15 protein-coding genes are annotated in these 21,796 nt (G+C 64.5%); 5 read left to right on the plus strand and 10 right to left on the minus strand.

All coding sequences use genetic code 11. The features are described 5' to 3' along the window. Window positions 1-64 precede the first annotated feature (64 nt). On the plus strand, window positions 65-1,006 hold the full coding sequence (locus L867_RS0116985) for a LysR family transcriptional regulator (RefSeq protein WP_028737992.1): 942 nt from the start codon (window positions 65-67) through the stop codon (window positions 1,004-1,006). Window positions 1,007-1,025: 19 nt separating this feature from the next. On the opposite strand, the gene L867_RS0116990 is transcribed toward L867_RS0116985, so the two are convergent. Then, entirely contained in the window at window positions 1,026-2,249 is a 1,224-nt protein-coding gene (locus L867_RS0116990; RefSeq protein ID WP_028737993.1) for a YeeE/YedE family protein, read from the minus strand. Between the two features lie 175 nt (window positions 2,250-2,424). Next, window positions 2,425-3,048, minus strand: coding sequence for an exopolysaccharide biosynthesis protein (locus L867_RS0116995; RefSeq protein ID WP_028737994.1), 624 nt, complete (start codon window positions 3,046-3,048; stop codon window positions 2,425-2,427). A gap of 331 nt (window positions 3,049-3,379) precedes the next feature. Between L867_RS0116995 and L867_RS25585 the strand changes: the two genes are divergently transcribed. Together L867_RS25585 and L867_RS27485 are read left to right on the plus strand one after the other, a co-directional pair. After that, the gene (locus L867_RS25585) at window positions 3,380-3,817 is read left to right on the plus strand and encodes an acyl-CoA thioesterase (protein ID WP_037173725.1); all 438 of its coding nucleotides are present in this window, start codon (window positions 3,380-3,382) and stop codon (window positions 3,815-3,817) included. A gap of 62 nt (window positions 3,818-3,879) precedes the next feature. Beyond that, window positions 3,880-4,053 carry a hypothetical protein gene (locus tag L867_RS27485; protein WP_156951574.1) on the plus strand — a complete coding sequence of 58 codons (174 nt, stop codon included), beginning with the start codon at window positions 3,880-3,882 and terminating at the stop codon, window positions 4,051-4,053. Window positions 4,054-4,127: 74 nt separating this feature from the next. On the opposite strand, the gene L867_RS0117010 is transcribed toward L867_RS27485, so the two are convergent. The 7 genes from L867_RS0117010 to L867_RS0117045 all read right to left on the minus strand — a co-directional run bounded on the left by L867_RS0117010 (window position 4,128) and on the right by L867_RS0117045 (window position 16,867). Then, window positions 4,128-5,225, minus strand: a complete 1,098-nt coding sequence (locus L867_RS0117010) for a DUF475 domain-containing protein (protein ID WP_028737995.1) — start codon at window positions 5,223-5,225, stop codon at window positions 4,128-4,130. A gap of 357 nt (window positions 5,226-5,582) precedes the next feature. Beyond that, window positions 5,583-6,002: an OsmC family protein gene (locus tag L867_RS25590; protein WP_051439048.1), complete on the minus strand. Its 420-nt coding sequence runs from the start codon at window positions 6,000-6,002 to the stop codon at window positions 5,583-5,585. Window positions 6,003-6,257: 255 nt separating this feature from the next. After that, a complete protein-coding gene (gene pbpC / locus L867_RS0117025) occupies window positions 6,258-8,348 on the minus strand; it encodes a penicillin-binding protein 1C (RefSeq protein WP_028737996.1) in 2,091 nt (696 codons plus the stop codon). Beyond that, entirely contained in the window at window positions 8,348-13,804 is a 5,457-nt protein-coding gene (locus tag L867_RS0117030) for an alpha-2-macroglobulin family protein (RefSeq protein WP_028737997.1), read from the minus strand. Before L867_RS0117030 ends, pbpC begins: the two co-directional genes overlap by 1 nt. Before the next feature lie 109 nt (window positions 13,805-13,913). Then, on the minus strand, window positions 13,914-15,131 hold the full coding sequence (locus L867_RS0117035) for a CynX/NimT family MFS transporter (RefSeq protein WP_084638601.1): 1,218 nt from the start codon (window positions 15,129-15,131) through the stop codon (window positions 13,914-13,916). A gap of 62 nt (window positions 15,132-15,193) precedes the next feature. After that, a complete protein-coding gene (locus L867_RS0117040) occupies window positions 15,194-15,871 on the minus strand; it encodes a FadR/GntR family transcriptional regulator (RefSeq protein ID WP_028737999.1) in 678 nt (225 codons plus the stop codon). A 72-nt stretch (window positions 15,872-15,943) separates the two neighbouring features. After that, window positions 15,944-16,867 carry a LysR family transcriptional regulator gene (locus tag L867_RS0117045; RefSeq protein WP_028738000.1) on the minus strand — a complete coding sequence of 308 codons (924 nt, stop codon included), beginning with the start codon at window positions 16,865-16,867 and terminating at the stop codon, window positions 15,944-15,946. A 99-nt stretch (window positions 16,868-16,966) separates the two neighbouring features. Here L867_RS0117045 and L867_RS0117050 point away from each other — a divergent pair, with 99 nt between their 5' ends. Continuing rightward, a complete protein-coding gene (locus L867_RS0117050) occupies window positions 16,967-18,154 on the plus strand; it encodes an acyl-CoA dehydrogenase (protein ID WP_028738001.1) in 1,188 nt (395 codons plus the stop codon). A 426-nt stretch (window positions 18,155-18,580) separates the two neighbouring features. Next, window positions 18,581-19,591, plus strand: a complete 1,011-nt coding sequence (locus tag L867_RS0117055) for a PAS domain-containing protein (RefSeq protein ID WP_028738002.1) — start codon at window positions 18,581-18,583, stop codon at window positions 19,589-19,591. Window positions 19,592-19,627: 36 nt separating this feature from the next. Here the strand turns inward: L867_RS0117055 and glgX are convergent, their stop codons facing one another. Then, complete coding sequence (glgX, locus tag L867_RS0117060; protein WP_028738003.1) at window positions 19,628-21,712, minus strand: glycogen debranching protein GlgX; 2,085 nt, start codon at window positions 21,710-21,712, stop codon at window positions 19,628-19,630. Between the last annotated feature and the right edge of the window lie 84 nt (window positions 21,713-21,796).

Below are 21,796 nucleotides of genomic sequence, written 5' to 3' on the forward strand. Positions count from 1 at the left end.
GAACCGTGGAGTTTGTAAATTTTATTATATTGACTTAGTTGGTTAGAAAAACTTACTTTCTTATATGCGCAACGTATCCCTTCGCCAATTCCGCACCGTGGAAGCCGTCAGCCGGCTCGGAAAGATCAATCTCGCAGCCGCAGAACTTGGGCTGACCGGGCCGGCGCTCACCCTGCAGATCCAGCAATTGGAGCGGGACGCAGGCGTGGTGGTCTTCGACCGCACGCGTGAAGGCATGGTGCCGACCGCTTTCGGACTCGCCTTTCTCGAGGCGGCGCATGCGATCGAGGAGAGCCTTGCGACCCTTGCGGATTCGATCGATTCGATGAAGGGACTAAGGAGCGGGCGGCTGAGGCTCGGCGTGGTGTCGACGGGCAAATATTTCGCCCCGCAACTGATCGCCGCCTTTCGCAAGCAGGTACCCGATATCGACATCAACCTGTTCATCGGCAACCGGGCGGAGATCATCCAGAAGCTGCGCGATCATGAGGTGGACATCGCCCTGATGGGTCGCCCGCCGCGCGATTTCGACGTCCGTTCGCAGATGTTCGGCGACCATCCGCTGGTCTTCATCGCGCCGGCCGATCACCCGCTGGCGGGCGTGCTCGACATTTCCCGCGAACGGATCGCCCAGGAGCAGTTCCTGGTGCGGGAAAGCGGGTCGGGGACGCGGATTTCGCTGGAGATCTTCCTCAGCGAAGTGCCGCGGCGGCTGGAGGAACTGGGCACGGAGATGGGGTCTAACGAGACGATCAAGCAGGCGGTGATCGCCGGGCTGGGGCTTGCCTTCATCTCCGCGCATACGATCGAGCAGGAAGTGAAACTCGGCCGGCTCGTCATTCTCGACGTAATCGACACACCGATCCGGCGCCAATGGTTCAGTGTGTCGCGCACGGATCGCGCGACAAACCCCGCCATGCAGGCCTTCGAACGGTTTCTGCTGGCGGAAGGGGCCCGCCATCTGCCGGTGGTGACGAAGCCCTATCCCGCCAACGCTTTCGGGTGAGACCGTGGTCGCCGGCGGATCAGCCGTCGGCGCGCGACAGGATCTTCTTCTCGAAGAAGAAATAGGGGCGCAGCTTTACGCCGACCATGTTGCCGGCAAAGGCGAATACGGCCCAGAGCCAGCCATGCAGGCTGCCCGAAGCGATGCCGGAGAAATAGGCGCCGATATTGCAGCCATAGGCGATGCGGGCGCCATAGCCCAGCAGCAGACCGCCGATCACGGCGGCCAGCACCGAGCGTAGCGGAATGTCGAGGCTCGGGGCGAACTTGCCCGCGAGCGCTGCTGCCAGCATGGCGCCGGCGATGATGCCGAAGTCCATGACCGATGTGACGTCAGCCAGCACGCTTTCGCTGAGCGCCTTGGCGTTGGGCGGAAGCTGCCAATAAGCCCAGGCCGAAGGGTCGATGCCGATCAGCTGCGCACCCTTCGCACCCCAAAGCGCAAAGGCCGAGGTGATGCCCCAGGGGCGGCCGGCCAGCGCCAGCGTCGCGAAGTTGAGGAGCACCAGCGCGACCGCGCCGGCGATGAGCGGCCATGGGCCACGCAGCAGCCGGGACACGCCCTGGCGCTTCGAGGCTGGTTCACTTTCCAGGGCGCCATGGCGGCGCTTCTCGACGAGGATCGTGACGGCGGCGATGGCGGCAAAGAGGACCAGCGAGACCAGGATGCCTCCGGCGGCGCCGAATGTGTCGACCAGAGAGACGGGTGCCAGCGACGGAAGCGCCACCCACCAGTCGAAATGAATGGTGGCGAGCAACGAACCGATGATGAAGAAGAGCAGCGTGACGAGCATGCGGGCATTGCCGCCGCCGGCCGTGAACAGCGTGCCGGAGGCGCAGCCGCCGCCGAGTTGCATGCCGATGCCGAACATGAAGGCGCCGGCCAGCACGGAGGTGCCGAGCGGCGAGACGAAGCCCTTGACCGGATTGCCGAACAGGGTTCCGCTGGCGAGGAAGGGGAAGAACAGGACGACGGCCAGCGCAAGCAGGATCATCTGCACCCGCAAGCCGCGCCCGCGGCCGTCCATGATGAAGACGCGCCAGGCGGAGGTGAAGCCGAAGGCGGCATGATAAAGCGCGATGCCGAGACCGCCCCCGACGAGGAAGAGCGCGCCATGCTTGATGCCATAGGCATAGCCCAGAAAGAGCGTTCCGAGAACGAGGACGGCGAGAGCGCCAAGCCCGGGTGCGCGGAGCAGCGGCTGCCGTTCGGGCGCGCTCAACGGAGATGCAATTGTAGACATGGGGGGACTCCTTGCATTTAGGGTCGCGATCCTATGTCCCGCAGCCCGCAGTCGCGAGACAGGCTATCCTCTTCCGGCGTCGCAATGGCACGGCATTTTCCGGATTGGCTGACGTCCGTGGATAATTCTACCCGTCTACGCGGGAGGCCGGGACCGGCAGGAAGGAAATGCGGCGCTATCCTATCGCCCAACCCAGCGCGGAGGCCGTGCCGTAAAGCAGGCCGCCGGACGTGCCGAGGGCGACCGCTGCTAGCAGGATGCCAAACAATGTGGCGAGCCCATCGCGTTCCATCAGGCCCATGGCAATAACCACGAGCGCTGCGACGGGAAGGAAGTTGCCGAAGGGGATCGGCAGCGCAATGGTGACCGCAAGCAGGAAGATGGGGACGCCAAGCAGCGTCTCCGCGGTGCGGCCGGTCAGGAGCCTCAGCCTGTCCCTGCGCAGGATCGTCTCGACGCGCTGGATGAAGGGAGAGGTATGGCGCACCACGAGTTCGACGGTCGCCGCAGACAACTGTCTCCTTGCCAATATCCCCGGCAGCCAGATGGAGCGGGCACCGGTGATGATCTGCAGCGAGACGATGGCAAGGCAGGTCCCGAAGAACATGCCGAACGGGCCGGGGATCGGTGTCAGGGCCGGCAACGACAGGATGAGGATCGCGAAGGCGATGCTGGTACGACCCATGGCGGCCAGCAGTCCGCCAAGCGTGATCGTTCCCGCTTCGCCTGCCGCCTGCGCGAGCGCGGCGAGTTGCAGCGAGGTGGTACCGGTCCGGCTTTCTGGCGAAACATGGTTCAAACGTGCATCCTTCCCATTCCGTCACTCGGCCAAAGGGCCGATCTTACATTTCTTGGGCTGTGCATGTTCCTGTATGTAAGGGCGCCAGCGGACGGGACAAGGACAGGGATGCTTGCGTGTGCGGCCCCTGTGGCCATTGCATCGGGCCTCGACTAGCATGCCGGCGAGAAGCCAGAGCTGAAGGAGGAGCAATGCAGCCGTTTCGATTCGACATTCACCCGCAAGGCGCTGACCTCCGTATAGCGCTTCCCGCGGATCTTTTGCCTGACGATCTCCGGCCAGTCGTCAAAGCGGATGTGCCGACAATCTACGGGACGGCATGGCGAGCGGCATGAGCAGGGCAATCGCGGCCGATCGTGCCGCCTACAAGGTGTTCCGCACGCTGACCACGCGCTGGGCGGACAACGACATCTATGGCCACATGAACAATGTGGTGCATTACAGCCTGTTCGACACGGCGGTGAACGGTTTCCTGATCGAGAAGGGTGTGCTCGACATCCATGGCGGCGGACGGATCTTTGTCGTCGTCGAGACGGGGTGCCGTTATTTTGCGGAAATGGCCTTTCCGGATGTCGTGCATGCCGGCATCCGGGTGGCCCGGCTCGGCGGGTCGTCCGCCCGCTACGAGGTCGGCCTGTTCCGCAATGAAGAGCCTACGGCGGCGGCGGAAGGCTATTTCATCCATGTACAGGTCGATCGCGCGACACGCCGGCCGCTGGCGCTCGACGATGAGACGCGGCTCGCGCTGGCGCCGCTGACGGTCGACTGACGAGGGCTGGAACCGGAAGAAGGACTTTGGGGTTTCTCCGGCATGGAAACCGCGAGACCAGCATGAGCACCGAGAAGAAGATCGACCCCGCCGAATTGAAACGCGAGCGCCGCGAAGAGCACATGCCGGCAGCCGGCCCGCATGCGCGCAAGGAACTGACCGACCCGATGAAGACCCCGGGAACCGGCTCACTGCCCAAGCCCGGGGCTGCCAAGGCCGATGTCGGCCCCGATTGATCGGCGCCATACTGCGGAAATGACGAAAGGCCGGCGGGTGTCCGCCGGCCTCTCTGTATTCGGTTGCGATCGTCTCAGATGTTTTCTGCGACTGTTTCCCGCTCGCGCCGGATCTCTTCCGCCCGTTCCTGGCGGTTGTAGCGGATCGAGGACCACAGCGAGACGCCGATCAGGCCTGCGCCGCCGAGGCCGGTGATGACCTCCGGGATGTGCACCAGTGTCTGGCAATACATGATCACCGACAGGATCAGGATCGCGTAGAAGGCGCCGTGCTCGAGGTATCGGTATTCGGCGAGCGTTCCCTTTTCGACCAGCATGATCGTCATCGAACGCACATACATGGCGCCGATGCCGAGGCCGATGGCGATAACGAAGAGGTTCTGGCTGAGCGCGAAGGCGCCGATGACGCCGTCGAAGGAGAAGCTGGCGTCGAGCACTTCAAGGTAGATGAAGGCGCCGAGACCGCCCTTGGCCGCCGCCGACATGGTCTTTTGCGACTGGTCGAGAAGGCCGCCGAGCACCTCGACGGCTAGGAAGGTCAGGAGGCCGTAGATCGCCGAATAGACGAAGGTCACGGATTCCTCGCCGCCGAGCAGGTTCGAAAACAGCAGGATGAGAATGAGGACGAAGGCGATCTCGATCCCCTTGATCGTGGCCGAGCGCGCCATGTGCTTCTCGATCATCTCGATCCAGTGCACATCCTTCTCATGGTCGAAGAAATAGGTGAGGCCGACCATCATCAGGAAGGTGCCGCCGAAGGCCGCGATCGGCAGGTGCGCCTCGTTCATGATGCGGGCATATTCGGCCGGTTCGTGCGCCGCGAGGATGATGGCGTCGACCGGCCCGATGCCGGCGGCAATCACGACGATCAGCAGCGGGAAGACGATACGCATGCCGAACACGGCAATCACGATACCCCAGGTCAGGAAGCGATGCTGCCAGACCGGCGTCATGTCCTTGAGCTTGTTGGCATTGACGATGGCGTTGTCGAAGGAGAGGGAGATTTCGAGCACCGCGAGAACGGCGCAGATGAAGAACACCGTCGCCATGCCGCCGATCGTGCCGGTTGTCTGCCAACCGAGCCAGCCGCCGAGCGCAAGGCCGGCGATGGTCACGATGAAGGCCCATTTGAAATATCCGAGGGAGCTGTTTCCAGTGGCTTGCTTGTTCATCGACCCATCTCCCCTGCGATAACCGTCGTCAAAGAGAAAAGGCGTGAGGTTTCTCCGCGCGTCGCCCAGCACGCACGGGTTAGTGGCATGTTCAAAGAGATCATTTTCTTGAATCCGCCGGCTCATATTGCTGGCGGTACCGACATCACGAGAGCGCCGTATACTCTCGCCAGAGGGGCCCGGCACCATAGTTTATCCGTGGCGAACTCTGGTCCTTGAGCCACGGAACCCGGTCGTTTTCACTGAAGTGGGACCTTGCGTCAAGGCTTCGTTCAGCGTCGGCCGGGCGCTAATCGATTTAGGGCGGTGTTCTCGCTTGTCCATTCGCGGGTTGCGCTCATTGCGGACAAGAAGGCGTTACTCTGTCAGCCGCATGTCCAGAACCGGGACCGAGCCCAGCGTATTGCTGACCGTGCAGATTTCCTCGGCCTCGTGCGCGATCGCCATTTTCGTGGCCGCGTCGATGTCGCCGTCGATCGTCAGAACGACCACGAAGCGGGCGATGCGGGACGGCTCCTCGGCCGCCTTTTCTCCGTTCACTTCCGCGCGGATATCGTGGATAGCCCCGAGCACGCCCCTCCGGCTCGCGGCGATGCGGGCGCTCATCGCCATGCAGGCCGCAAGCGAGGCATAGAGCAGATCGAGCGGGTTGAAGCCGGGCTGTGATGCCCCGGTCACGATATCCAGCGCTCCGCCCGTCGGGGTGACGATATGGGGAAAGCCGGTGCGGCCGAGATGAGCCGTGGCACCGGTCGCCCGCGTCTTCGGTTCGTGCATCGGTTCACCTTTCGCGCTTTGCAGTGCCAATGCTTAGCGGTCAAAGGTGCCGTCCTGCAAGACGGCAGGTGACCAAGTTTCGCCCGATCGTGCGTAGGGTCAGGCGCTGGCGGTGCTTGTCAGAAAAAGCGCGGAAGCAAGCGCTGCAAACACCGTGATCGCCTTTGCTGTCGTCATCTGTCTGATCTCCCGGCCGGTTTCCAAGCGTGTTCCGTTGGGGATACGCATCCTATGCGGTGGTGGATCAGCGCCTTGTCAGGGCGAGCGTATGAAAATGCCGACGCTTGCCGCGCGGCCGGCGGCGTCGATCACGGTCAGCGTCGAATAACCGGAGCCTTCCGGCATCCAGTCGCTGGTGCGCCGCCTCGTCGGTTCGGCGAGTGGCTTGCCATTGGCGAGCCAGCGGAACGGCGCGCGCCCGGCCTGCAGCTTGAGGATCAGCGGCAGGGCTGAGCCGTCCGGCGCGGTGCCGAGTTCCACCTGGGCGCCTTCCGGCGGATAGACAATCTGCGGCGGCTTTTCCCGCGCAGAGGCGGAGATGAGGCCGTTCGCCTGCATGGAGAACCGCCGCTGGCTGACGGGCAGTTCGGCCTGGGCGATGCGGGCAGCGCCGCGCGGTGCCGGGGGAAGCGGCGTGCCGGCAATGCCCGACTTGGCGAAGGCCTCGAACAACACGGGCGCGGCGGTGGCATAGCCGGAAATGCCAGGAATGGCGGCGTTGTCGGGCCGGCCGATCCATACGCCGATCACGTAACGCCCGTCGTAGCCGACGGACCAGGCGTCGCGGTAGCCGTAGCTCGTGCCGGTCTTGTAGGCGATGCCGCTTTTCGGACTGCCGAGCGGCGGCAGGACGGCGGAGAGCACATCGGCGACATTCCAAACGGCGACGGGTTCGAACAGCGGCGGGCTGTCGATCGCTCCGGGCAGATCGCGAATGCCGTCACCGAGCCTGACCGGCTTCTCGCGGTTCACCAGCCCTGCATAGAGCTGGACCAGATCCTTCAGCGACAGGCCGGCCCCGCCGAGCGCAATCGCAAGGCCCGGCGCTTCGGCGGTCGGCAGGCGCGGTGTCACCTCGGCGCGGCGCAGGCGGGCCATGAGCTTGGTCGGGCCGAGCGCATCGAGAAGGCGAACCGCCGGCACGTTGAGCGACAATTGCAGCGCCTGTCGGATCGAGACATCGCCCTGGTAGGTCATGTCGAAATTCTTCGGGCGGTAGCCGAAGAAGTCGGCGGGGCGATCCTCGACGATGGTCTCCTGGGCGACGAGGCCCTCTTCGAAGGCTAGGCCATAGATGAAGGGTTTCAGCGTCGAGCCCGGCGAGCGGCTCTGGCGCGTCATGTCGATCCAGCCGGATCGGGAGGCGTCGAAATAGTCGGCGGCGCCGACTTCGGCGAGGATTTCGCCGGTCTCCGCATCGGCCATCATCAGGGCGAGCGAAACCTTGGGGTCGAGCTTGGCCGAGGCGTGCAGCGCGACGGTTTCCAGTCTCTGCTGGATGTCGGCATTCAGCGTCGTTTCATGGCGCTCCGCCGTCGGATCCTTCTTGCGGGCGGCTTCCGCCAAATGTGCGGCCAGTGCCGGCAGCTGCGCGCGCCGGGTGGGAACGGCACTTGTGTCGGCGCGGGCGATCTCGCTCGCGTCGAGCACACCGGCCGTCTGCATGCGCTCGAGAACCCGGTGACGGGCGGCTTCGGCCGTGGCCGGATGGCGATCCGGTCGGCGGCGTTCCGGCAGCTGCGGCAAGGCGACGAGCAGGGCCGCCTCCGCCACCGAAAGCCGGCGCGGCTCCTTGCCGAAATAGGCAAGGCTTGCGGCCCGCACGCCCTCGAGATTGCCCCCATAGGGCGCGAGCGTCAGATAGAGATCGAGGATTTCCGCCTTGCCGAGGCGCCGCTCGATCTGGATTGCCCGTGCGATCTGGATGAGCTTGGCGGTGATCGACCGTTCGCGCCGTGGCTCGATCAGGCGTGCCACCTGCATGCTGATGGTCGAGCCGCCTGAGATGATGCGGCCATTGGCGACGAGCTGAAGCGCAGCCCGGCCAAGTGCCACGGGATCGACCCCGACATGTTCATCGAAGCGCCGGTCCTCATAGGCTATCAGCATCTTGAGGAATTGTGGATCGACATCGGCTGCGCGCGTCCGCAGGCGCCAAAGCCCGTCCCGCGTGGCAAAGGCGCGCAACAGCCGTCCGTCACGATCGGCCACTTCCGTCGAGACGCTTGCGGCCCCTTCCAGCGGCGGAGGGAACGCCCGGTCGGCCCAGACAAGGCCGGCGACCAGCACGCCCACCGCCAAGGAGGCGGCGAGCGTGCCGATGCCGATGGTTCGAAACAGCCTCATTATTCCGCTGCCAAGACCTCCATGCGTCCTGTCGCCGTGCGGGCGAAGAACTGCGGGCGATACATGTCCTCGACATGGGCAGCGGGGTGGTCATAGACGCCCGGCGTCACCGCGCGGACCACATAGGCGAGCGTGATCGCGCCGTTTTCCCCCGCGTTCCGTGTGATGGCCGCGATGAAGCGGTCGTTGCGGAATTCGAGATGGGCGGTTTCGGTCTCGCCGATCCAGTCGAAATTGGCGAGCTTGGCGCTATCGACGAGGCTCGGATTGTCGATCTCGAAGCCGGCCGGCAGAAGGTCGGTGATCAGCAGTTCGGCCGGCCATTCGTCGGTTTCGGTGACTTCGAGCACGACGACGTAGCGCTCGTTCTGGCTGGCTTCGCTGACATTGGCCTCCTCGCCGTCCAGCGTGTAGTAGCTGCGGGCGATGGTGAAGCCTTCCTCGGTTGCCGGCAGCGGCACGCTCGGTGCGGCGACCGTGGTGACCGACGCCGTCAGCGGATCGCTGCTCTTGTTGGTCAGCGTGACCGGATGTTCGAGCAGCGCGTCGCCGGTAATGCTGGCGCGGTAGCCGCCGCTATGATCGGCGCCGTTGACCTCCACGTTGATGCCCTCGTCGCCCTGGTCCAGCGCGCGGGCGGCAAGCAGCGCCCACGTCTGTTCCTGGGTGCTGAGATAACGCTTCTCGCGCAGTTCCGCGCTCACCACCTTGGCCAGCATGGGCACGATCGGCGGCACGGGCCGGCTCTCGGCGGCGAGCGCCAGGACGGCGGCGGCGTCGCGCAAGGACGAGCCGTAGTCCGAGCGGTTCAGGCTGACCTTGTGGATGCGGGCTTCTTCCGACATGCCGGCGGCATCAAGGAAGACGGCGCGCGAGCGTTCGGCATCGCCGTAAAGGGCGAGGGCGGCCGCCAGATGCGCCTTGGACAGCGGCGTCGGGAAGTCGCCGAGCATCGTGTCGGCATAATAGCGCAGGTCGCTGATCGCGGCCTTGCGGTTGCGGGCGAGCACGTAGAGCGAATAGGCGATCTCGTTGCCGCGATCCTTGATGTTGGTGTCGTAGCCGATGCGGTTCTGCAGGTTTTCCAGCGCCTGCACCATGGCTTCGTCCGGCACGTCGAACTTCTGTTCGCGCGCCCGGGTCAGGAAATCGCTGACATAGGCGTCGAGCCAGAGGTCTTCATAACCCGGTGCCCAGAGGCCGAAACTGCCGCTGGACGACTGGTAAGACAGCACGCGGTAGACCGCATCCTGGACACGCTTCTTGATCTCGGCGTCGGCGGGCAGGCCGGAGCCGGACTGCAGCTCATCGAAATAGACGAGCGGAAGCGCACGGCTGGTGGTCTGCTCGGCGCAGCCATAGGGGTAGCGGTCGAGGCTCATCATCAGCGCCGGGATGTCGAAGCCCTCGGCGCGCGAGACGTTCAGGCTGACGGAGGCGTCCTGCAACAGGCTGTCGGCCAGAAGGTCGCCGTCGACGGTGAGGCTGCGGCCGGCGGCCAGATTGATGATCCGGCGTTCGGTGACCGGCAGCGAGGACGGCCTGACCGGGACGATGAGCTGCTGGTCGAGCGAAATCCCGTCGCCACCGGAAAGCGCGATGTCGATCGTGCCCTGGCCAGGCTGCACGCCGGTCAGCGGCAGGGTGACCGTCGTCTTGCCGCCGGCTTCGAGGCTGATCGTCTGCGTGGCATCGTCTGCCTCGACCGAGACCGGATCGCTCGGCGTGACCGCCAGCGTGTAGTCGCCGGCCGGAGCGTCGGTGGCGACGATGTCGAGCCTCAGAGCACTGACGTCGCCGGGGGCAAGGAAGCGCGGCAGGCTTGCCGTGACCACGATCGGATCGCGGATGATCACGTCGGTCTGGGCATGGCCGAGGCCGGTCTTCGACCAGGCGACCGCCATGATGCGGGCCGTGCCGTTGAACTGCGGAATGTCGAAGCTGACGGTCGCCTTGCCTTGCGCATCCAGCTTCACCGGACCGGAGAAGAAGGCAACGAGCTTTTCCTTCGGCGGATTGCCCTGAAGCGGCATTTCGGCGCCGTCACCGCCGGTGCGCAACTTGCCGGTCGCACCGAGCGAGCCGTCGATCAGGCGGCCATAGAGGTCGCGCATCTCGATGCCCAGGCGACGCTGGCCGAAATACCAGGTCTCCGGATCGGGCGCTTCGTAGCGCGTCAGGTTGAGGATGCCGACGTCGACGGCGGCAACCATGACATAGGCTTCCTCGCCGATGCCGGCTCCGGCCACCTCGATCGGGATCTGCAGGGCCTGGCGCGGCAGCGTCTTTTCCGGGGGCGATAGCTTGATCGCCAGCTTGTCGGCGCCCGGATCGACCGTCAGCCAGGTCACGCCGATCGCGCGCATCGGCATGCGGCTTTCTTGCGCCTCGCCGGGACGGAACAGGGTGGCGGTGACATAGGCACCGGGGCCGAAATCGGCCGTGATCGGGATCTCAACCTCGCCGCCGCCGGCCGGAATGCTGGCGGTCTGAGCGGTCACCAGCGTGTCGGTGCCGACGGTCAGCAGCAGTTCGCCGGCAAAGCGCGGGGAAACCTTCAGCTTGGCCGTGTCGCCGACCTTATAGTTCTCCTTGTCGAGACCGATTTCCAGCGCGTCGGGCGTTTCGGTCGAGCTTGCCTCGACGAACCAGCCGGCGTCGAATTCGACGCTGGTCGCAGCACCGTCGCTGCTTGCCTGTTCGATTTCGAGGCGATAGCGGCCCCAGGTGACGGGCACGGCGATTTCCGCGCCGTCGCTTTCGACGTCCACGGTGCCGTCGGCCACCTGCTTGGTGGTGACGATCGGTTCATAGCGCCAGGACGAGCCCTCGCGATACCACTGGTAGTTCCGCTCCAGGCTGACGAGCTTCCACCTGGCGCCGGCAAGCGCCTGCTTTTCCCCGTCGGGGCCGACGGCGATGACATGGAAGCGGCCGATGGAGTTCTCGGCGAGGTCGCCGGTGAATTCCGGCTTCACGCCGATCATCGCTCCTTCGGGACGAACCGGCAGGGTGAGCTTGCGCTCGACGGCCCGGCCGCCGCCTTCGACCATGCGCAGCACGATCTCGGCTTCCAGCATCTGCGTGGTCGACGGCAGTTCGCTGATGTCCACGTCGAAGCTTGTCTTGCCGTCCTCGTCGAGCGGTTCGAGCGCCTCGAGCGGGATGCGGGTATCTTCGCTCTGCTCCTCGTCGGCAAGACCGAAGACATAACGTTCGAAGGCCGGGCTCGTGCGGGTCGGGCGGATGTTGACCTCACCCTCGAGCATCAGGCCGGCAGCCGGAGCGCCATAGAGGTAGCGGCCGTCGACGGAAACCGGAACGGGGACGCCCGGCTCGACGCTCGTGGTGTCGCTGGTGATGTCGAATTCCAGCCGGTCCGGCACGAAATCGTCGACCAGGAAGCCCTTCTGGGCGATCGGTTCCTTCTTCGGATCGGTGTGGATGTTGATCGTCCATGTGCCGCGCATGGCGTCGGCCAGTAGCGGAAGATCGGCGGAATAACCGCCGAGCGCATCGCTGGTTACCACCATGCGGCGGAATTCCACCCCGTCGGGACGGTTGAAGATGAAGGTGAGCGGCAGGCTCTCGATCGCATCGGCCTCGGTGTCGCGCGACAGCGCCGCCGCATGGACGGTTTCGCCGGGGCGGTAGATGCCTCGCTCGGTCCAGGCGAGCACGTCGATGGCGCCGGGCGCAGGCCGACCGGTGACGCCACGGTCGGAGAGGTCGAAGCCGGCGCGGGTCATGTCGAGGAAGACGTTGTCGTCCTCGCCCTTGCGGGCCACGATCACGGCGGGGGCAAGCGCTGCCCCGGCGCGCATCAGGCCTGCGTCGAAGCGGGCGCGGCCGTCCGCGTCGGTGCGGGCGGTGGCGAGGATTTCGTTGTTCTTGGCGATCAGCTGAAGATCGACATCGGCAAGCGGTGCCGCACTTGCCAGCGAGCGGGCGAAGACATGCAGGCCGTCAGTGCCGGCAAAGGTCGAGAGCCCGATGTCGGAGACAACGAACCATTGGGTGGCCCGGGTGTCCCAGTCCTCGCTATTGGCGGTGGCGACGGCGGCGGTCATCACATAGATGCCGGCGCGGCGCTTGGGCAGCGCCTCGTCGACCGGGAAGCTGGTGATCACGTCCTTGTTGAGCTCGCTGGCAATGTCGATCGTGCCCTGCCAGATCAGCTCGCCGCTTTCGCTTTCGATGCGGTCGGCGCCGTAGCCGTCGAGCTGGGTGAGGAACTGCGAGGCGGCCAGCAGCGGGGCCACATTGCGGTCGCCGATCCGATAAAGTTCCAGCTTGGCGCTCTCCGTGTTGACGGAGACGATCGGGATGCCGCGCCGGGCGGTCGAAGGCAGAACGAAATTGTCGCCGGTGAAGCGCACGGCGGCCGAGCGATCCTTCACATAGACTTCGAGATCGACCTGGGCTTCGAGGTTCTCCTCAACGGAGGAGGGCAGGCCGGCACGGAGCGCCAGCTTGTAGCGCTGGCCGTGAGTCAGGCCTTCGACGCAGATCTGGTTGTCCTTGGCGTCGACCGCCTTCGGAGCCGAACCGTCGAGGGTGACGAAGGGGGTATAGTCGACGCCGCGCTTGACCAGCGGATCGGAGAATTCGACGCAGGCGCGCGGCGTCAGGCTGTCGGCATCGACCGTGTGGCTGACGACGCGGAAGCCCTTGCGGGCGCGCAGGTCGTTATAGGCGGCCTGCACGGTCTTGGCCGTCACCAGTTCGAGGCTGGCCTTGTAGGCGCTGAGCGCGCCGCGAAAGTTCTCCGAGTTCTCCAGCCCCTTGGCGAGCACTGCGAGCGCATCCGCACGAGCCTGGGTGGAACGGGTCAGGAGAAAGCCGTTCAGGGCGGCAAGCACGCCCTGGCCGGTCATTTCGCTATTGCCCGTGACGGAATTGGCGGCGCGGGCCACCTCGATCCACAGGGCCGGATCTTCGGGGGTCAAGGCGAGCGCACCCTTGAAGGCGTGAAGGGCACCTTCGAAATTGCTGGTGTACAGCGCCTGCCGACCCTGCTCGAGCAGGGCGTTATGGCCGAAACCCTGCTGGTCTTCGCCAAGCGCCAGGTCGGCGCGCTGCTGGCGGGCATCTTCCATCAGCTGTTCGGAGACGAAATCCGGGCGCTGCGGCGCGCCGATATCCGGCTCAGCGCCCTGCTCGACGATGCGTCCGGCGACGGCACCGGCAAAGGTGTTCAGCTGGTTGAAGTCGGATTTCAGGAAGCACCATTTCACCTTGGGATTGTAGGTGAAGGCCCGGCATTCCTGGTCGGCGATGCAGCTCGACTGGCACTGGGCGAGCGAAACGTTCTGCTCGGTTCTCAGGTCGAACCCAAAATAGTCGCCGTCGCGGGTGGTCACGATACTGCGTCCGCCGGCGGAAAGCGCGGGTGGCGCAAGCGCCAGAAGACCAAACAAGAGTGCGGTGAAACCGTTGGACCTGCGCCTGGACATGATGTCCCTCCCCACGCTTGAGCATTTTCGCGGAGAGTACTCTTCGTCCATAACAGGCGCTTGTCAATCGGCGCGGATGTCGCGCTGTGAGCGCCGACACAGGTCTGCGTCAGGCTGGATTCTGGATGGTCCGGACATCGACATGCAGGGCGCGCCCCGCACCCCAGCCGTTGATCGCGGCGCCCAGGCCGAAGGCGACGAAGACGATGGATGTGGCGGCAAAACTGCCAGTCCAGTCGCGGATCAGGCCGACGAGGAGCGGTGCGATGGCGGCCAGCGTGTAGCCGACGAACTGCGCCATGCCCGAGAGGTGGGCGGCGACATGCTGGTCGGGCGAGCGCAGCACGACGGCGGTGAGCGCCACGGCAACCAGCCCGCCCTGGCCGATGCCCTGCAAAATGGCAAAGGGCCAGACGGTCCAGAGCGGCGCAAACAGAAGGCCGAGCAGGCCGGTGACGGCGATGGCGGCCAATGCGACGTGAACCACGCGCTGGTCCTTGCCGCGCACGGCGATCTGCGGCGAGACGATGCAGGAGGCGGCCTGGACCATGACCGACAGCGAAACGATCGCGCCAGCGGTGACGCCGTCAATGCCCCGATCGCGAAGGATCGGCACCAGCCAGCCGAAGACGCAATAGGCAAGCGCCGATTGCAGACCCATGAACAGGGTCACCTGCCAGGCCAGCCGGTCGCGCCAGAGACCTTCGACGCGGAAGCTGGTCTTGGCCGGTTTCGCCCGGCTGCCGAGGGCCTGGGGCAGCCAGATCAGTCCGACGACGGCGGCGGGGATCGCCCAGATCGCCAGGGCAGCGCCGAGCGAACCGCCAAGCGCGGTCTCGATCGGCAGCGTCAGGCCGGCGGCGCCCGCTGCACCGGCACAGAGCGCCATGGTGTAGAAGCCGGTCATCAGCGCGGCCTTGTCGGGAAAGTCGCGCTTGACCAGTCCGGGCAGCAGGACATTGCCGACGGCGATGCAGGCGCCGGCAAGTGCGGTGCCGAGGAAGAGCAGGGGCAGGGAGTGGAAGGCGCGCAAGGCGGTGCCGAGGGCGAGAAGGGCGACGGCCGCCAGCAGGGTGCGCTCGGCGCCGAGACGTGCGGCCAGACGGGGTGCGAGGGGCGAGAATAGCCCGAGGCACGCGACGGGTACCGTCGTAAGCAGGCTCGCGCCGGCCGCCGACAGCCCGAGTTCGGTGCGGATTTCCGGCAGCAGCGCCGAGGCGCTGGAAAACAGCGGCCGAAGGTTGAAGGCGATCAGCACCAGGCTGACGCCGAGCAGCAGGCGTGCGAGCGGGCTCATTGTCGCGGCGGCGGGTGCCTCCGGCGGCATGTCCTCGGCGTCAATCAGCAGTTCGTCGCCAAGGTCCAGCGGCTTGGTCCGTCCGGTGATGGTCACGCTTCAAGTCTTTCGTCCAGGAAGGCGAAGACCGGGGCCATGAAACGGCGCACTGCCGCATCGGCCTTGTCCGGGTCGCCGGTTTCAATGGCATCGACGATCGCCACATGGGCGGCCATGTCGGGCTCGGGCAGATCGCCGGCCGTCGTCGCCTGGATCGTTTCCGCGATCGAGGCGGAGAAGAAATCGAAAAGTTCGATCAGGGCGCGGTTTGCTGATGCGGCGATCACCGCCTTGTGGAAGGCGAGGTCGCGGGCGATGAAACTCTCCCGGTCGCCGGCATCGGAACTTCCGCGCTGGGCGAGCAGGGCGCGCAGCTGCGCGATCGTCGCCGGGCCCGCACGCCGGGCGGCAAGCCGGGCGGCCTCGACGTCGAGCGCGCAGCGGGCCTCGAAGCGGTCGCGAAGGCTCGCGTGGCGGGCGGCGTCCAGCGTGCGCCGGCTGTCGGCGGCGGAACGCACATAGGTGCCGGACCCCTGCAGCACTTCGAGCAGCCCCTGAGAGGCAAGGACCCGGACGGCCTCGCGGACGGTTCCGCGGCTGATGCCGAGCGTGGCGGACAGGGTCGCTTCATTCGGCAGGCGCGAACCGACAGCGAAACGTCCGGAGATAATCTCGGCGCGAATGGCTTCGGTCGCCGTGTCGGCGAGGCTGGTCTTCTGAACAGGTTTCATGCCAAATAGATTAAATCATCGGATGACTTTGACAAGTCGAATGTTCACCGCGAGCTGTTTTGCCTTTACAGGTCAGCCGGGGGTGCCGTCGTTCGAAGCGTTGAATTCCCGCACCTGCCCCAGCAGCCAGTTGGAAAAGGCGGTGGCGGGCTGATAGGCCATCTTCGACAGTGGGCGGACAAGATAATAGGCGCTGGCGCTCTTCACCTCGTGGTTCCAGGCGCGCACCAACTGCCCGCTCGCCAGCTCCGGCTCTATCAGGAAGGTCGGCACCAGCGCGATGCCGAGGCCAGCAAGGCAGGCCTGGACCACGTTGGAGAATTGTTCGAACCGCATGCCGCCGCCGCGGCCGTTGGCTATGCCGAGACTTGCGAACCAATGCTCCCAGGCCCGCGGGCGCGAGGCCATGTCGAACAGCGGCATGGACAGCATGTCTTCCGGCCGTGCCACGGGGTGGTCGCGGAGAAAGGCGGGGCTGCAGACCGGCACCACCATTTCCTGCATGAGAAACTGGCAATCAGTGCCGGGCCAGTTGGGTTCGCCGATGTGGATCGCAGCATCAAGGCCGGAGGTTTCAAAGTCGAACTGGCCGATGCGGGTGGCGAAGTCGATGATGACTGATGGGTGCTTCTGCAGGAAGTCCGGAATGCGCGGCATCAGCCAGCGCGTGCCGAAGGTCGGCAGGATGGCAAGGCGCAGATGCGTGTCTTCCGCTTTCGCCATCGCCTCCAGCGACAGGGTGCGGATGGTTGCCAGCGCATCGCCGATCCCCTTGGCATAGTCCCTGCCGATCGGTGTCAGCTCCACACCGCGGTTGTTGCGGTCGAACAGCTTGACCCCGAGCTGGTCTTCGAGGAGGGATATCTGCCGGCTGATCGCGCCCTGGGTGAGGTTCAGTTCGTTGGCGGCGGCGGAAAAACTGCCGAGCTTGGCGACGGAATCGAAGGCGGCGAGCGCACTGGTCGAAGGCAGGAAACGGCGTTGATGGGTCAGCATCGGCTATGAATAGACCTGATAGCCGCATGAGTAAACATGTCTTGCGTTCGCGTCCCGTTTCATCAATCTATGCACCAGTTTAAAGAGGATATCAGACCTATGAGCGAAATGCGGCCGTTTTCCTGGAGTGATCCATTCCTGATGGCGGAGGCGCTCTCCGAAGACGAGCGCATGATCCAGGCCTCTGCCGAGGCCTTTGCCCAGAGCGAGCTTATGCCGCGCATCAACGAAGCCTATCTTGGCGAGACCGTTGCGCCGGAACTGTTCAAGCTGATGGGCCAGGCCGGTCTTTTGGGTGTCACCCTGCCGGAAAAGTACGGCGCGGCGGATGCGAGCTATGTCTCCTACGGCCTCGTGGCCCGCGAAGTCGAGCGCGTCGATTCCGGCTATCGTTCGATGATGAGCGTGCAGTCCTCGCTGGTCATCTACCCGATCTATGCCTACGGCTCGGAAGAGCAGAAGGACAAGTACCTGCCGGGTCTCGTCTCGGGCGAACTGATCGGCTGCTTCGGCCTGACCGAGCCGGATGCCGGCTCCGATCCGGGCGGCATGAAGACCCGTGCGGAGAAGATCGAGGGCGGCTATCGCCTGCGCGGCTCCAAGATGTGGATCTCCAATGCGCCGATCGCCGACGTCTTTGTCGTCTGGGCGAAGTCGGAAGCCCATGGCGGCGAAATCCGCGGCTTCGTCCTCGAAAAGGGAATGAAGGGTCTCTCGGCACCGAAGATCGGCGGTAAGCTGTCGCTGCGCGCCTCGGTCACCGGCGAAATCGTCATGGACGGCGTCGAAGTGGGTGAAGATGCGATCCTGCCAAATGTCTCCGGCCTGAAAGGTCCGTTCGGTTGCCTCAACCGCGCCCGCTACGGCATTTCCTGGGGTGTCATGGGCGCGGCCGAGGATTGCTGGCACCGTGCCCGCCAGTATGGCCTCGACCGCAAGCAGTTCGGCAAACCGCTTGCCGGCATGCAGCTCTACCAGAAGAAGCTCGCCGACATGCAGACGGAAATCACGCTCGGCCTGTTTGCCTCGCTGCGCGTCGGCCGCCTGATGGATGAGCACCAGTTCGCCCCGGAGATGATCTCGCTGATCAAGCGCAATAACTGCGGCAAGGCGCTCGACATCGCCCGCCAGGCCCGCGACATGCACGGCGGCAACGGCATCCAGATCGAGTATCATGTCATGCGCCACGCGCAGAATCTGGAGACCGTCAACACCTATGAGGGCACGCACGACGTTCATGCGCTGATCCTTGGGCGTGCCCAGACCGGCATCCAGGCCTTCTTCTGAGGCTGGATGAGGTTACGGAATGAAAAAGGCGGCCTCCGGGCCGCCTTACTTTTTTTGGTATTTGCGGCTTTTCCCAGGTGATGCCAGCGCGGCACGGTCCGTCTTGTGGGGAGGGAAGCGCCCGCTAAACCCGGATTTGACGGGTTTTGCAGTGATTCTCTGTGAAAATCCTTAGATTCTTGCGGTTTATCAATCGACCAAGAAATTTAATTGTTCGTCAACTGCTCCGCGGTTAGCAGTGAGCAAACGATTCACGGTTTGTTAGAATTTTAGATGCGCGTGATCTACGACTGTCCCAAGGGATGGCCGCCCGGTCCACGCGACCTCCAGTGTCGGCGCGCAAAGGATCCTGTCGCGCTGCCGGCACGTATTGGATCGTGACATATATTCGGGTTCTGATCCGCCTGCAGGCAAGGAGAAGCAGACATGTACGCCGTTGCCGTATTGGACAAGAAAGCCCTTGCCGGATTCAGGCGGGAACATCCGTGGTTGGAATTTCCGGACAAGATTCGCGAGGTTTCGCTCTTCTTCGACGACAATGGCAGCCCCGCACGCCTGACGGCGGTCGAGGCGGGGGGAGACGGGGCCGACTGTCCGACCGATACCAACGCGTTCTCCACCGAGACGGTGCTGGCGCTGATCCGGTTTGCCCCGCACGGAACTCCCATGACGTGGGAAAGCCCGGACGAGGCGCGCGTCTGGCGCATTCTCGAACGGTTGCCGACGAGCGATGAAATGGTGCTGGTCGATGAGACGGTGGATGTCTGCCGCCGCGTTCTGCTGGATGAAGCCTATGAGCTGGTCAGGCAGATGACGGTGAATGCCTATCAGGGCCTCGCCGCGGCTGCGCGGTCGCAAGCCGAGTCCGTGCGGCTGGCAAAAGCGGCGCAGTCCGTGCCCGCCAACCTGGACGATGTGACGGATGCGACCAAGCCGTTGTTCCTTGAGGTTGATCTGTGGCGCCTGGTGGCGGTCGTTCGCGACGAAGCCTCCATGCCCGTCGACATCGAAATGCCGATGGCCCATGAGCTGGAGGATCTGGACCGCCTCATCGGCGATCCGGGAGAAACCGAAGGCGCGTCGGATGCGCTCATCCAGACGCTGTTCGACCTGTCGCCCGTGGCTTTCTCGATTTCGACGATCGGCCAGAACAGTTCCCGCTATGTGCGGGTCAACAAGGCCTATCTGGAATTGGTCGGAAGGACCTGGGAGGAAATTCGCGGCCATGAAATGGTTTCCTCGGGCCTGGCCATCGGCAATGAAGCGCGCGAGCGACGGCTGGCCATGCTCGACCAGGAGGGCGGTTATTCGGGCGAGCGCGCGGAAATCCGCAACGCCAAGGGCGAGACCGTGCCGATCCTCATCTCGGCCCGCCGCCTGAAGCTGGCGGGCGAGCTTTACGACTTCGAGGTCATCACCGACGCCTCGCAAAACTGATCCGGCTCTCCTCCGCTCCGGGTACGCACTGCCGCGTCAGGCGCGGCGGAACAGGACGAGGGAGCGGGGCACGAGCGACATGGTGTCTCCTGACGCAACGTGATCGCCCTTTCGAACGGGGTCGTTGGTGTCGAGTTCCAGATGCCAGTCGCTGGCGCCCCCGCCGCTCTTCGGCATGGTGAAGCGCATCTCCTCATCGACGGGATTGAACAGGATCAGGATTTCCGGCCAGGCACCCTCGATCCCTTCCAGATCGTCGCGTTGCAGTCTCAATGCCAGGGGGTTGCGGTCGAGCCAGTGTTCCGGCCGCTGGGCGCCGCCCTTGACATTATACCATTCGATGGTCGTACCGTCCCGCCAGCTGGCGCGGCGCAGCAGCGGTTGCTCTTTGCGAAGGGCGATGAGCTTTGCGGTGAATTCGCGCAGCACCTCGCAGCTTTGCGGCAGGTTTTCCCAATGCAGCCAGCTGATCTCGTTGTCCTGGCAATAGCCGTTGTTGTTGCCCATTTGCGAGCGCCCGAATTCGTCCCCGGCGAGCAGCATCGGCGTCCCGTGCGAGAAGAACAGCGTGGCGAGGAAGTTGCGCTTTTGCCGATCGCGAAGGGCGTTGATGCCGGAGTCGTCCGTCGGGCCTTCGGCGCCGTAGTTGTGGCTCCGGTTGTCATTGTGGCCGTCGTTGTTGTCCTCGCCGTTCGCCTCGTTGTGCTTGCCGTCATAGGAGACGAGATCATTGAGGGTGAAGCCGTCATGGGCGGTGATGAAGTTGACGCTGGCCCAGGGGCGGCGGCCCCTGAGGTCGTAGATGTCGCCTGAGCCCAGCAGTCGGGCCGCGAAGTCAGGCGCGCAGTTATCCTTGTCCAGCCAGTAGTCGCGAGTCGAGTCGCGATACTTGTCGTTCCACTCGGCCCACCCCGGGGGAAAGCCGCCGACCTGGTATCCGCCGGGGCCGATGTCCCAGGGCTCGCCAATCAGCTTGATCTTCGACAGAACCGGATCCTGCGCCACGGCATCAAAGAACCCGCCCCGCTGGTCGAAGCCTTCCGGCTCGCGGCCGAGAATGGTTCCGAGATCGAAGCGGAAACCGTCGACATGCATGTCCTCCGCCCAGTAGCGCAGGCTGTCCATTACCATTTGCAGAACGCGGGGATGGGAGGTGTTCACCGTGTTTCCGGTGCCCGTGTCGTTGATGTAATAGCGATGATTGTTGGGCATGGTGCGGTAGTAGGAAAAATTGTCGATGCCCTTGAAGGAAAGCGTCGGCCCCAGTTCGTTACCCTCGGCCGTGTGGTTGTAGACGACGTCGAGGATCACCTCGATGCCGCCGTCATGGAAGGCGCGAACCATGTCGCGAAACCCGTCCAGTCCCTTCGGCCCATAATAGCGCGACGCGGGCGAGAAGAAGCCGATGGTGTTATAGCCCCAATAGTTGCGAAGGCCCTTGTCGAGCAGGTGACTGTCGTCGGGAAAGGCGTGGATCGGCATAAGCTCGATCGAGGTGATGCCGAGGCTTTTCACATAGTCGACGGCCGCCGCATGGCCGAGGCCCTCGAACGTGCCGCGCAGGTTTTCCGGGATCGCCGGGTTGAGCTTGGTGAAACCCTTCACATGGGTCTCGTAAACGATCGTGTCCGCCCATGGGATGATCGGGGAGCCATTGTATTCACGGCTGATCCGCGGATCGATGATACGGCATTTCGGCATGTCCGCGCCGTTGTCGAGCGCGCTGAACGACAGGTCCTTCTCGTCGCTATCGATGTCATAGCCGAAATGCGCCTTCGTCCAGGCGATATCGCCGACGATCTCGCGCGCATACGGATCGAGCAAGAGCTTATTGGGATTGAAGCGGTGGCCGTTTGCCGGGTCATGGGGGCCGTGCACGCGGTAGCCGTAGAGCATGCCCGGCTTCACTCCCGGCAGGTAGCCGTGCCAGACTTCATTGGTGTATTCCGGCAATTCGATCCGGGCGATCTCCGTCCTGCCGCTCTCATCATACAGGCAGAGTTCGACCCTCTCCGCATGGGCGGAAAACAGCGCGAAATTCGTGCCTTCTCCATCGAAACGCGCGCCGAGCACCTGCCATTCACCGGCTTCGACTGCGAACTGCATGCTGCGAGCATCCATTGGTAGATCCTTGATCGGGAGGAATTGCGCATGCTCAATGCTGCGGTGCGGAATTTGTTCCCTGAAGGCGCAAGGAATACCGCC

Origin of the sequence: Paenirhizobium selenitireducens ATCC BAA-1503 (assembly GCF_000518785.1) — a bacterium.
In the GTDB taxonomy this organism is placed as follows: domain Bacteria; phylum Pseudomonadota; class Alphaproteobacteria; order Rhizobiales; family Rhizobiaceae; genus Allorhizobium; species Allorhizobium selenitireducens.